Raw genomic sequence first — 11,996 nt, 5'->3', positions numbered from 1 at the left:
CCGGGAGAACCGGGGCCGCACCGGCGGCGCACGCGCATCCGCACGAGCACGGAGACCATACTGAGCCACATGCCGAGAACGACGGTGCAATGACCGCTACACCGCAGGTCAGCGAAACCGGGGTGGAAGCCGCCGGGGCACCGGACGCCGTCGACGAGGACGGGCGTCCGGGCCATGACGTCGATGCGGGGATACAGGCGCTGTGGCAGCAGTTCGCCGGTCAGCCCGACCAGGCCTCACGTGACCGGCTGGTCCTGCACTACGCGCCGCTGGTGAAGTACGTCGCGGGCCGGGTCGGCACCGGCCTGCCCACCCATGTCGACGTGGGTGACCTTGTGCAGTCCGGCATCTTCGGGCTGGTCGACGCCATCGAGAAGTTCGATCCGGAACGCGGCCTGCGGTTCGAGACTTACGCGATGCAGCGCATCCGCGGCGCCATCCTGGACGACCTGCGTTCCCAGGACTGGGTTCCGCGCGCCGTGCGGAGCAAGGCGAAGGAGACCGCGCGCGCCCTGGAACGCCTCGGCGCCCGCCTGCACCGCACCCCGACCGACGCCGAACTCGCCGGCGAGATGGGCATCGGCCTCGACGACCTGCGCGACTTCTACGGCCAGCTGCGGCTCACCAGCGTCGTGGCACTCGAAGACCTCGTCGCCGCAGGAAAGGATGCCGGCTCCCTGGTCGACACCCTGCCCGACGACGACGCTGTCGACCCGGTCGCCGTTCTCGTCGACCAGGACAACCGGCGCCAGCTGGCCGAGGCGATCGCCCAGCTCACCGACCGGGACAAGATCGTGGTGAGCCTCTACTACTTCGAGAGCCTCACCCTCGCCGAGATCGGCAAGGTCCTGGGCGTCACGGAATCACGGGTGAGCCAACTGCACACACGTGCCGTGATGCGGCTGCGCGCCAAGCTGATGGAACAGCCCAGCGGCTGACCACCGCGCCGACGAAACGGCGCTGGCCGGCTTGGCTCGGCCACGGCTGGACGCGGCGCCGATGGCCTGGTCGTGTCCGGGCTTGCCCGAGCGCGGTCGTGGGGCTGGTTGGGTCGCGGAGCGGGATGGGTGTTCGCGAGTCGAGACCTGTTTGGGTGTGCCGGGTTCGAACCAGCCACAGGCCCGAATCGAAGCTGGATATCACCTGATTGGGTTTCCTTCTTTCGGGTATTTCTGTTGTGGGCAAGGAAGCGTCGGCTCAAGGGCCTTCGGCCCAGGGTTTGAGGCTTACTCGTCCGGGTGAGCCGAGCAGGGACAGCGGGTCGAGGTATTCGGTGCCGCGGCGCGCGCCCCAGTGCAGGCAGGCCGCTACGGGGCAGCCGGGGTGTCCGGGGGCGACCGTGCCGATGGGCTGGCTGCGGTAGATCTGTTCGCCGGTGGTGACCGATGGTGTGACGGGCAGGTAAGTCGTATGGAGACCACCGTCGTGGTCCAGCGCGACGACGCCACGGCCGGCGACTTGACCGGCGAACACCACCACGCCCATGTCCGCGGCCAGTACTTGCTGTTCCGGCGCGGCTTCCAGGTCGACGCCGCGGTGTCCCGGTCCGAATGGTGTTTCCGGCGGCTCGAAGTTCCGCGTCACCTTCGGATGTGGGGTCAGCGGCCAGGCGAACCTTCCGGCTTGGGTCGAGGTAGCGGGCGTACCGGCTTGGGGTTCGGACGGTTCGGCGGCGTTTGCGCGCGTACTCGCTATGAAAGCGGACCAGACGATCAGGACGGCGGCGCTGGTCATGATCAGCCAGGTGTGCAAGGTGCGCTTGCGCGGGTCGTAGGCGGATACCGCGCCACCGGCCGGTTGCAACGGTGGCTGAGCCCAGCCGGGGCGGTGGGGGACTGTGCCTCGTGCTTCGATCGTTCGGGTGGGTGTTTCGTGTCGGTGGATTCCTTGGCGGGCAAGGGAAAACCATTTGGTGGCGAGGCGGAATAGAGCGGTGGCCGAGCGGATGAGGGTTCGGGTGGTGATGGCCAGGTAACCGCGTAACAGGAGCAGCAAGCGGAATTGGCGTGGCCGATGGGGGCGGCGTCGGTGCCGGCCGCTGGGACTGGGCGGTCTGGACCAGGCGAAGGTCGCCGTCGGGGATCCGGGTTCCGTGAGTAGTGCGATGCCGAAGTGCGCGTGATTTGTTGAGCGGAGCAGGACTGTGCGGGGTGCGGTCGGGCGCGAGTGCCGTCTGGCCAAGGCGGCGGTGGCCAGCGTGACGGGATGTTCGGGTGGTCGGGCCATTTCGGGGGAACGGTGTGCGAGGTGCGTTTTCCGTTGAGGTGCCGTGCCGTGTGGTGCGGGGTCGCGGAGTGATGTTTTGTCGTCGGGAGGCGTACGGCAGGGGAGACCGGTTGTTCTCGCCGGATCCGAGGGGGTTCCGGGACTGGCTCCGATGATCGGTGAGGATCCTGCGTTGGGTGGGAGGCCGGTGGTGGGGCGAGATGCAGCCTTGGGCGCGGGATCGTGGCCCGGCGAAAGATCGAGGTCTGGCAGGAGTTGTTCGTCCAGCGGGCGTGCGAGGCCCGCCTCGGGTTCGGGGGATGGCGGGAGATGCATGCTCGCCGGAGTCGGGTGCTGTCTCGGGCCAGGGCGGATTTCCCCGGCAGCCGGGTGCGCAGGGGTTGGTGGTTGTTCGGGGTCCGGCCGGAGTGGGCTGTCCGGCAGGAGCGAACCTTTCGATTCGAGCGGGTTATTTGATACTGCCCGGCCGTCCGGCGCGAGCCGGTGGACAGCCGGTGGTGGCGGGGGCAGGAGCCGTGGTCTGGTCACGGGGTCCATGGTCGGGGACGGGGCTGTCGTTACCCGTCGGTAGCGAGGGGGTTGTCCACAGGTGGGCCGAGTTGTGGACAACCGTGGGGCGATCCGGTGCCGCCGGTGGGGGCGGGGCTGGTGGCAGGGGGTAGAATCGGTTCCGCAGTCCACTTGGTGGGCTGACTTCGCGTGCACGTGTGTGCGTTCCCGGACGGTCCGCTTTTCCGAAGCGGGGGCCGGACGGAGAAGCGCGCGGTGCCCGGCGGTCCCGGGGGATTCTCACCGAATCCCGGCGGGTCCGGGTTCCGGCACGGCACCAGGGCGAGCGGTCACCCGGCCGCGAGCGACGAACCGGACAGCGCATCCGTGGCGGAATCGCCTCGGGCGCGCGCGAGTACAGAGAAGGTGTGATTCCGGCAATGGCCGTCGTCACCATGAAGCAGCTGCTCGACAGCGGCGTGCACTTCGGGCACCAGACCCGTCGGTGGAACCCGAAGATGAAGCGCTACATCTTCACCGAGCGCAACGGCATCTACATCATCGACCTGCAGCAGACGCTGACCTACATCGACCGTGCCTTCGAGTTCATCAAGGAAACCGTCGCGCACGGTGGCACGATCATGTTCGTCGGCACCAAGAAGCAGGCGCAGGAAGCGATCGCCAACGAGGCCGCGCGGGTGGGCATGCCCTACGTGAACCAGCGCTGGCTCGGCGGCATGCTGACCAACTTCCAGACCGTGCACAAGCGCCTGCTCCGCCTGAAGGAGCTCGAGGCGCAGGAGCAGACCGGTGGTTTCACCGGCCTCACCAAGCGCGAGATCCTCACGCTGACCCGCGAGAAGGACAAGCTCGAGAAGACCCTCGGCGGTATCCGCGACATGGCCAAGGTGCCGTCCGCGGTGTGGATCGTCGACACCAAGAAGGAGCACATCGCCGTCGGCGAGGCGCGCAAGCTCAACATCCCGGTCGTGGCGATTCTCGACACGAACTGCGACCCGGACGAGGTCGACTACCCGATCCCGGGCAACGACGACGCGATCCGCTCGGCCGCGCTGCTCACCAAGGTGGTCGCCGAGGCCGCCGCGGCCGGGCTGATGTCCCGCTCCAGCCGCAACGGTGCCGCCGTGGACACCAAGCCGGAGCCGGGTGCCGCGGACGAGCCGCTGGCCGAGTGGGAGAAGGACCTTCTCGCCGGTTCGGAGACCGCCACCGCCGAGGCGGCCGCCGCGACCGAGCCCGCGGCGGCGACCGCGGACGCGGCCGGCGAGCAGGCTCCGGCCAACTCCTGATCGAACTGCGCCCGGACGGCCCCTCGCGGCCGTCCGGGCGCAGCCGGAAGACGCACACGTACCTGAAACGGACGGATTCAACACGATGGCGAACTACACCGCCGCTGACGTGAAGCGCCTGCGCGAGATGACCGGCGCCGGCATGATGGACTGCAAGAAGGCCCTCGAGGAGAACGACGGCGACTTCGAGAAGGCCGTCGAGTTCCTGCGCATCAAGGGTGCCAAGGACGTCGGCAAGCGCGCGGAGCGGACCACCGCCGAGGGCCTCGTCGCCGGCGACGGCGGTGTGCTGATCGAGCTGGACTCGGAGACCGACTTCGTCGCCAAGAACGACGACTTCCAGCAGCTCGCGGCCCGGATCGTCGCGGTCGCCAAGGACCTGGGGTCCAGCGACGTCGAGGCGCTGAAGGCCGCGGACCTCGACGGCAAGCCGGTCAACGAGGTCGTGCAGGAGCTGTCCGCCCGGATCGGGGAGAAGCTGGAACTGCGCCGGGTCGTCGCGTTCGACGGCCAGACCACCAGCTACCTGCACCGCCGTGGTTCGGACCTGCCGCCCGCGGTGGGCGTGCTCGTCGAGTTCACCGGGGACGACGCCGAGGCCGCCCGCGCGGCCGCGATGCAGGTCGCCGCGCTGCGGGCGAAGTACCTGTCCCGCGATGAGGTGCCCGCCGAGCTGGTCGAGAACGAGCGCCGCATCGCCGAGCAGACCGCCCGCGAGGAGGGCAAGCCCGAGCAGGCGCTGCCGAAGATCATCGAGGGCAAGGTCACCGCGTTCTACAAGGACAACGTGCTGCTCGAGCAGCCCTCGGTCAAGGACAACAAGAAGACCGTCAAGGCGCTGCTGGACGAGGCCGGCGTGACCCTGACCCGGTTCGCCCGGTTCGAGGTCGGCCAGGCCTGAACGCGGCACTGGGACTAGGTTCTGGCACTGTGCCCCGTCTCCGCGATCCGGGGACGGGGCACAGTGCGGTCTACCGAGGGGCAGGAGGCGACAGAGATGGGTGAGCGCGTCGAGGGCGGGTACCGCCGGGTGCTGCTGAAGCTGGGCGGGGAGATGTTCGGCGGTGGTGCCGTCGGAGTGGATCCGGACGTGGTGCACTCGGTGGCGCAGCAGATCGCGGACGTCGCGCGCACGGGGGTGCAGATCGCGGTGGTGATCGGCGGCGGCAACTATTTCCGCGGTGCCGAGCTGTCGCAGCGCGGGATGGACCGCGACCGCGCCGACTACATGGCGATGCTGGGCACCGTGATGAACTGCCTGGCCCTGCAGGACTTCCTGGAGAAGGAGGGCCTGCCGACACGGGTGCAGACCGCGATCACGATGGGTCAGGTCGCCGAGCCCTACATTCCGCGCCGCGCGGAGCGGCACCTGGAGAAGGGCCGCGTGGTGATTTTCGGGGCAGGCGTCGGCATGCCGTACTTCTCCACTGACACCGCCGCCGCACAGCGGTCGCTCGAACTCGGGTGCGAGGCTGTGCTGATGGCCAAAGCGGTGGACGGCGTCTACACCGCGGACCCGAAGACCGATCCGGACGCGGAGATGTTCCACCGGATCAGCCACCGCGAGGTGCTCGAACGCGGCCTCAAGGTCGCCGACGCCACGGCGTTCAGCCTCTGCATGGACAACAAGATGCCGATCATCGTGTTCAATCTGCTCACCGAGGGCAACATCGCGCGTGCGGTGCGCGGTGAGAGGATCGGCACGCTGGTCTCCACCCCCGCGGACGGGCAGCCCGCCTAGACCTGCTGGGATCAGCACAGGTTCGACAATCACAACACCGGGAGTAGCCGTGATCGACGAGACCCTCCTCGACGCCGAGGAGAAGATGGAAAAAGCGGTGTCCGTCGCCAAGGAGGACCTCACGGCGGTACGGACCGGCCGGGCCACCCCGTCGATGTTCTCGCGCATCGTCGTCGAGTACTACGGCGCGCCGACCCCGCTGAACCAGCTGGCCAGCGTCAACGTGCCGGAGGCGCGGATGGCGCTGATCAAGCCCTACGACCAGACCCAGCTCGGCGCCATCGAGAAGGCGATCCGCGAATCGGACCTCGGCGTCAACCCGAGCAACGACGGCAACGTGATCCGCATCGTCATCCCGCAGCTCACCGAGGAGCGGCGCAAGGAGATGGTGAAGGTCGCCAAGGGCAAGGGCGAGGACGGCCGGGTGAGCATCCGCAGCATCCGCCGCAAGGCCAAGGAAGAGCTCGACCGGATCGCCAAGGACGGCGAGGCGGGTGAGGACGAGGTCGCACGCGCCGAGAAGGAGCTGCAGAATCTCACCGACACCTACGTGCACCAGGTCGACGAGCTGGTCAAGCACAAGGAAGCCGAGCTGCTCGAGGTCTGATGAGCCAGGTGAGCGAGGAACGCGAGGAACGGGTGGCGGACACCCCGCCGCCGGTTCCGGCACCCGAGCCGGAACCGGGCTCGCGGCCGGGCCGGGGAACCCCGTCCGGGCCGGGATCGCCCCGGCCGGGCCACGGCGGTCCGGCCCGGGACGAGTCCGGCGGGAAGTCCGGGGGCGGTTCTTCGCGTGCTGAATCCGGGCGAGCCGGGGGTGGTCGGAAGGGCGCGGGCGAGGGCGGTTCCGCGCGTGGTGAGGCCGGTCGGAACGACGCGACCGAGAGCGGCCCCGAGCGTGGTGAAGCTGGTCGGAAGGACACGGCCAAGGGCGGTTCCGCGAGTGGTGAAGCTGGTCGGAAGGACGTGACCGGCTCCGTCCCCGGCGAATCCGGTCCGGAGGGCACCGCCGAGAGCGGTGCCGCGGCGCGGGGCGAGGCCATACCGGACGGTCCGGTGGCTGGTGAGTCGCGGCGCAAGGTCGGCCGGAAAGACTCCGCCAAAGCCGATTTCGGGCGGACCGAAGCTATCCGGAATGAACCCGCCGCGACCGGCAACGGCGGCGACCGCGGCGAGGCCGAACCTGCCGAGCCGGAGAAAAAGGCGTCGCGCGCCGGGCGGAATCTGCCCGCAGCCATCGGGGTCGGGCTGTTGCTCGGTGCGGCGATCATCGTGTCCCTGCTCACCGTCCGGTTCCTGTTCATCGGGGTGATCGCGGCGGCGATCGCGGTCGGGACCTTCGAGTTCGCCGGCGTGCTGCGCCGGGTCGCGGACACCCGGATCGCGCTGATCCCGGTGCTCGTGGGCGGGCAGGCAATGATCTGGCTGTCCTGGCCGTTCGGGCACGAGGGGTCGCTCATCGCGTTCGTGCTGACGGTGCTGGCCTGTCTGCTCTGGCGGTTGCCCGGCGGTGCCGAAGGTTACCTGCGCGACATCGCCGGGTCTGTGTTCGCCGCCGCCTACCTGCCGTTGTTCGCGTCGTTCGCGGCCATGCTCGTGCCGCCGGACGATGGCGTCGGGCGGGTGCTCGCGTTCCTGATCGGCGTGGTCGCCTCCGACACCGGCGGCTACATCGCCGGGGTGCTCGGCGGCAAGCACCCGATGGCGCCCACGATCAGCCCGAAGAAGTCCTGGGAGGGCTTCGCCGGTTCACTGGTCGCGGGCATCGCCGCGGGCGTGCTCACGATCAGCCTGATGCTGCACGGGCACGCGTGGCAGGGGGCGATCTTCGGCGCCGCCATCGTGCTCACCGCGACGCTCGGCGACCTCGTCGAATCGCTGATCAAACGCGATCTCGGCATCAAGGACATGGGTACGCTGCTGCCCGGGCACGGCGGCATCATGGACCGTCTCGACTCATTGTTGCCCTCGGCCGTGGTGTCCTGGCTGCTGCTGTCCGCGTTCGTGCCCGCCTGATCCGCGGCCGTCAGTCGTCGTACGGGTCGTCGACCTCGGCGCGGCCGACGCCCTGCAGGACCCGCGAATGGTCGATCACCGCGAACACCGAACCGTCCGGATCGGCGAGTAGGGCGGTGCGGCCGAACGGGGTGTCGTAGGGCTCCAGCACCACCGAACCACCGAGCATCAACGCCTGCCCGGCGGCCGCGTCGGTCCCGCGGGCCGGGGAGATCTCGAAGTACACCAACCAGTGCGGGGGAGTGTCCGGCTCGTACTCCGCGCCCATCACGTACCGGTAGAGCACCGGCTCCCGGTCGATCAGGTACTCCGCGTAGTCGATGCTGTCCCCGTCGCCGACCTGCCGGCACGAGTAACTGAACAGCTTGGTGTAGAAGTGATCCGCGGCGACCCCGTCATGCGTGTTGAGGTCCGCGCCGCTGAAGGTGCCCGGTGCTCCGCTGGCGAACTCCCAGTCATGTGGCGCCTCCCAGAACACGATCGGCGCGCCGCACGCGTCGATCGCGTGCAGGATGCTGCCGCGCTTCGGGATCGCGACCGGGCCGAGGGTCACCTCGCCGCCGAGATGCTCGACCCACTCGGCCGCGTTCGCCGTGTGCGGCACCGAGATGTGCAGTGTCCAGCCGGGCGCCGAATGCGCCCCGGCCTGGTACAGACCACCGGTCGCCACGCCGTCGAGGGAGGAGATCGAATATCTGCCGGTCGGCGTCGCCGGATCACGGTGCACCTCGTACCGCCAGCCGAAGACGCCGGAGTAGAAGCGCTGCGTGGCCGCTTCGTCGTAACAGGCCAGCTCGACCCAGCAGGGCAGGCCGGTCGGGATCGTGCGATAACCGGGCGAATCAACGGACATCCTGGCCTCCTCCCGATGGGGAAAGTCTATTCGCCCGCCCCGCGTTCTACGCTCTGAGCGGGGAAATTCCGGCCGAACCGCAGCCGGCCCGTGATCATGGAGTCGCTTGTGCGCTGGTTGTCCCAGGTCCGTCCCGGTGCCGCGGAGGTGCTGCCGAGTCCGAACATCTGGTACTACCAGCAGGCTTACGAGGTGGAGAACCGCGCGCAGGACGTCGACGGCGAGATCTGGCGAGTCCTGCGCGAGGAGGCCGACTGGACCGGCCGCGACGTCCTCGACCTCGGTTGCGGCGACGGCTATCACTTGCCGTTCTTCGCCCGTGACGCGCGGTCCGTGCTCGGCGTCGAACCGCACCCGCCACTCGCGCGGGACGCGGGGCGGCGGGTGCGGGAGCTTGGGAACGTGCAAGTGCGGAAGGGGCGGGCGCAGCGGCTGCCCGCCGGCGACGCGAGCGTCGACGTGGTGCACGCGCGTACGGCCTACTTCTTCGGCCCGGGCTGTGAGCCGGGATTGCGTGAGGCGGAACGGGTGCTGCGGCCGGGTGGGTCGATCCTGATCGTCGACCTCGACGTGACCAGTGAGCCCTACGGCGGGTGGATGCGTGCGGACCTGCCGCACTACGATCCGCCCGCGGTGGAACGGTTCTTCGCCGCGCAGGGCTTCGGCTGCCGCCGCGTCGCCACCCGCTGGCGGTTCGCGGATCTCGCGGCCGCGGAGTCAGTGCTGAAGATCGAGTTCAGTGCGAAGGTGGCGAGCCGGGCGATCGGCGATGTCCGCCGGATGAATCCGGGGACGGGCGAGGTGACGGTGCCGGTGGGATATCGCGTGCACTGCCGCGACAAGCCCACCGGCCTCGTCCTGCCGGGTCACTCGGCCGCCTCGCCCGATGCGCCGGGCTCGTCCTCGACCTCGCCGAGGATCGAGTAGAGCGAACGGCGGGCTTCGTTGAGCACGTCGACCGCGCGAGCCTGCTGACCCGTGCTGCCGGCCCGCATCACCTGCACCACGGCTGCCGCGAGCGTGGCTGCGGACTTGCGCAGTTCGGCCTCGGCCGGAGCCACGTCGTCGGCGAAGTGCTCCCACGGCGGGGTGCCGGTCTGCTGCTCCGCGGCTGTGCGGCCTTCTTCGGTGAGCTCGAACAGCTTCTTGCCGCTTTCGTCGCGGCTCACCACCAGGCCTTCGTCGGCCAGCATCTGCAGCGTCGGGTAGATCGAGCCGGGGCTGGGCTTCCACAGCCCGCCACTGCGCTCGCCGATCTCACGGATGATCTCGTAGCCGTGCCGCGGCTGCTCCGCCAGCAGGGCCAGGATCGCCGCCCGCACGTCGCCGCGCCGGCCGCGCCGGGAGCCGGGTCCACGGCCTGGGCCGTGTCCATGCCGCCCGCGGCCGGGGCCGAAGGCGAACTCGCCGAATTCGCGGCCCCACGGACCGAATGCGGGCCTGCCGCGCTCGCCGTGATCGTGGCCGCCAGGGAAGGAGTGTCGTCGGTACCTCATGATCGGAATCCTTTCTTCGAACGGTTGCGACACGTTCACGATATATCGGAAACGGTCGTCACGCAACGGCGGACCTGACCGGCCACCGGAAACGGCGGTCGGCGATACTGCAGCAGGCACCCTCAAGCACCCCGACGACCTGGGAGACCCGACTTCCGATGCTGGACCGTTCGGTCATCGACGCCCTGTTCCCCGCGGATCTGCCCGAACCGGAGCACTGGGAGCAGCGCTACCCGGCTCGGCAGCTGCCCGACAGCGCGAAGGTGACCCGGTTCGGCCCGTCGCCCACCGGCTTCGTGCACATCGGCGGCATCTACACGGCCACGATCGACCAGGACGTGGCCCTGCACTCCGGCGGTCGGTACCTGGTGCGCGTGGAGGACACCGACCAGTCACGCGAGGTCGAGGGCGCGCTGGATCAGTTCGCGCGCGGCTTCGCGTACTTCGGCCTGACCGCCGACGAGGACTCGGCGCGCGGTGGCGAGTACGGGCCGTACCGTCAGTCCGAGCGTGAGCAGATCTACCTCACCTACGTCCGGCAGCTGCTCCGCGAAGGCCGTGCGTACATCGACTTCGCGACCAAGGACGAGCTGGCGTCCATCACCGCGCGTCAGCAGGCGACGAAGCTGCCCACCGGCTACTACGGCTCGTGGGCGATCTGGCGTGACGCCGAAGCTGCCGACGTACAGGCGAAGCTCGACGCGGGTGAGCCGTGGGTGGTCCGTTTCCGCGCGCCGGACGACACCGGTGCGCGCGTGCGCTTCACGGACGCGATCCGCGGCACCATCGAGGCCGAGGCGAACCGCAACGACGTGGTGATCCTCAAGAGCTCCGACCAGAGCCCGCGGCTGCCGACGTACCACTTCGCGCACGCTGTCGACGATCACCTGATGCGCGTGAACCTCGTCATCCGCGGGGACGAGTGGATCTCCTCGGTGCCGGTGCATCAGCAACTGTTCGGCGCGCTGGGCTTCGAGCCGATCCAGTACGCGCACGTCGCGCCGCTGATGAAGCAGGAAGGCGGCAGCAAGCGGAAGCTGTCGAAGCGCAAGGACCCGGAAGCGTCGGTCGACTTCTACCTGGAGTCCGGCTTCCCGGTGCGCGCGGTGCTGTACTACCTGCGCGGCCTGGCCAACGGCCGGCTCGCCGAGCTGCCGCTCGATCAGGCGCTCGAAGAGCCCATCAACCTCGACGAGTGCGGCGTCGCCGGCCCTCTCGTGGACCTGGTGAAGCTCGACGACATCTCGGCCGACTACGTCGCGACCATGTCCGGTGCGGAGATCCTCGATGCGGTGCAGGAGTGGGCGCAGCAGTTCGACCCGCAGCTGCGCGAGCTGCTGGAGTCGTCGCGTGCGCTGGCGCTGCGCGCGCTCGCAGTGGAGCGCGAAGGCGCCGAGAACCCGCGTAAGGATCTGAAGAAGTGGAGCGACTTCCGCGCCGTTTACGGGTTCTTCTTCCCCGAGCTGCACCAGCCGGTGACAGGTCCGGACGACGAGCGGATCGCCGCGCTCGGCGTCGCCCCGGATGTGGTGCGCGCGGTCGCGGCCGATTTTGTCGGCGCCTACCGTCAGCTGGACGACGGCCAGGAATGGTTCCAGCAGATCCGCGACGTCGCCGCGAAGCACGGATTCGCCCGCAATGCCAAGGAGTACAAGAAGGATCCGGACGCCTACCCCGGCTCGATCCGCGAGGCCTCGCAGATCATCCGGATCGCCATCACCGGCTCCACCCGCAGCCCGGACCTGCACTCGATCACGCAGGCGCTCGGCCGCGAGGAGACCCTGCGGCGATTCGGGAATCTCACCGCTTGAGCGGGGTTCCGTGAAGGGCACCTTCACGGACGCTGATTCCGTGAGGGTGCCCCT

11 protein-coding genes are annotated in these 11,996 nt (G+C 69.3%); 8 read left to right on the top strand and 3 right to left on the bottom strand.

The window, feature by feature from the left end:
- Positions 1 to 89: 89 nt before the first annotated feature.
- A complete protein-coding gene (locus D5S19_RS27850) occupies positions 90 to 938 on the top strand; it encodes a FliA/WhiG family RNA polymerase sigma factor (RefSeq protein ID WP_407641797.1) in 849 nt (282 codons plus the stop codon).
- Positions 939 to 1,197: 259 nt separating this feature from the next.
- Here the strand turns inward: D5S19_RS27850 and D5S19_RS27845 are convergent, their stop codons facing one another.
- Complete coding sequence (locus D5S19_RS27845; RefSeq protein ID WP_120026430.1) at positions 1,198 to 1,734, bottom strand: murein hydrolase activator EnvC family protein; 537 nt, start codon at positions 1,732 to 1,734, stop codon at positions 1,198 to 1,200.
- A 1,421-nt stretch (positions 1,735 to 3,155) separates the two neighbouring features.
- Here D5S19_RS27845 and rpsB point away from each other — a divergent pair.
- The 5 genes from rpsB to D5S19_RS33375 all read left to right on the top strand — a co-directional run bounded on the left by rpsB (position 3,156) and on the right by D5S19_RS33375 (position 7,782).
- Positions 3,156 to 4,025, top strand: a complete 870-nt coding sequence (gene rpsB, locus D5S19_RS27835; protein ID WP_120026335.1) for a 30S ribosomal protein S2 — start codon at positions 3,156 to 3,158, stop codon at positions 4,023 to 4,025.
- Between the two features lie 85 nt (positions 4,026 to 4,110).
- Positions 4,111 to 4,926: a translation elongation factor Ts gene (gene tsf / locus D5S19_RS27830; protein WP_120026334.1), complete on the top strand. Its 816-nt coding sequence runs from the start codon at positions 4,111 to 4,113 to the stop codon at positions 4,924 to 4,926.
- A gap of 96 nt (positions 4,927 to 5,022) precedes the next feature.
- Entirely contained in the window at positions 5,023 to 5,766 is a 744-nt protein-coding gene (gene pyrH, locus D5S19_RS27825) for a UMP kinase (RefSeq protein ID WP_098510706.1), read from the top strand.
- A gap of 49 nt (positions 5,767 to 5,815) precedes the next feature.
- Positions 5,816 to 6,373, top strand: coding sequence for a ribosome recycling factor (gene frr, locus D5S19_RS27820; RefSeq protein WP_098510705.1), 558 nt, complete (start codon positions 5,816 to 5,818; stop codon positions 6,371 to 6,373).
- A gap of 521 nt (positions 6,374 to 6,894) precedes the next feature.
- A complete protein-coding gene (locus D5S19_RS33375) occupies positions 6,895 to 7,782 on the top strand; it encodes a phosphatidate cytidylyltransferase (protein WP_233574214.1) in 888 nt (295 codons plus the stop codon).
- Between the two features lie 10 nt (positions 7,783 to 7,792).
- On the opposite strand, the gene D5S19_RS27810 is transcribed toward D5S19_RS33375, so the two are convergent.
- A complete protein-coding gene (locus D5S19_RS27810) occupies positions 7,793 to 8,635 on the bottom strand; it encodes a VOC family protein (protein ID WP_120026332.1) in 843 nt (280 codons plus the stop codon).
- A 108-nt stretch (positions 8,636 to 8,743) separates the two neighbouring features.
- Here D5S19_RS27810 and D5S19_RS27805 point away from each other — a divergent pair, with 108 nt between their 5' ends.
- Positions 8,744 to 9,562, top strand: coding sequence for a class I SAM-dependent methyltransferase (locus D5S19_RS27805; protein WP_233574208.1), 819 nt, complete (start codon positions 8,744 to 8,746; stop codon positions 9,560 to 9,562).
- On the opposite strand, the gene D5S19_RS27800 is transcribed toward D5S19_RS27805, so the two are convergent.
- Positions 9,502 to 10,131 (bottom strand): PadR family transcriptional regulator, encoded by a 630-nt coding sequence (locus D5S19_RS27800; protein WP_199730740.1) that lies wholly within the window; start codon positions 10,129 to 10,131, stop codon positions 9,502 to 9,504. The genes D5S19_RS27805 and D5S19_RS27800 overlap by 61 nt on opposite strands.
- Positions 10,132 to 10,289: 158 nt before the next feature.
- Here D5S19_RS27800 and D5S19_RS27795 point away from each other — a divergent pair, with 158 nt between their 5' ends.
- Positions 10,290 to 11,942 carry a glutamate--tRNA ligase gene (locus D5S19_RS27795; protein ID WP_120026331.1) on the top strand — a complete coding sequence of 551 codons (1,653 nt, stop codon included), beginning with the start codon at positions 10,290 to 10,292 and terminating at the stop codon, positions 11,940 to 11,942.
- The last annotated feature ends 54 nt before the right edge of the window (positions 11,943 to 11,996 follow it).

The sequence above is a fragment of the Amycolatopsis panacis genome (assembly GCF_003600245.1).
GTDB lineage: Bacteria > Actinomycetota > Actinomycetes > Mycobacteriales > Pseudonocardiaceae > Amycolatopsis > Amycolatopsis sulphurea.
Note: the sequence above shows the minus strand (reverse complement) of the source record. Positions and strands in the feature narration are given on the sequence as shown.

Coding starts and splice junctions, on each gene's coding strand:
- D5S19_RS27850 (WP_407641797.1), top strand. CDS start 90: ATGACCGCTACACCGCAGGTCAGCGAAACCGGGGTGGAAGCCGCCGGG.
- D5S19_RS27845 (WP_120026430.1), bottom strand. CDS start 1,734: ATGACCAGCGCCGCCGTCCTGATCGTCTGGTCCGCTTTCATAGCGAGT.
- rpsB (WP_120026335.1), top strand. CDS start 3,156: ATGGCCGTCGTCACCATGAAGCAGCTGCTCGACAGCGGCGTGCACTTC.
- tsf (WP_120026334.1), top strand. CDS start 4,111: ATGGCGAACTACACCGCCGCTGACGTGAAGCGCCTGCGCGAGATGACC.
- pyrH (WP_098510706.1), top strand. CDS start 5,023: ATGGGTGAGCGCGTCGAGGGCGGGTACCGCCGGGTGCTGCTGAAGCTG.
- D5S19_RS27810 (WP_120026332.1), bottom strand. CDS start 8,635: ATGTCCGTTGATTCGCCCGGTTATCGCACGATCCCGACCGGCCTGCCC.
- D5S19_RS27800 (WP_199730740.1), bottom strand. CDS start 10,131: ATGAGGTACCGACGACACTCCTTCCCTGGCGGCCACGATCACGGCGAG.
- D5S19_RS27795 (WP_120026331.1), top strand. CDS start 10,290: ATGCTGGACCGTTCGGTCATCGACGCCCTGTTCCCCGCGGATCTGCCC.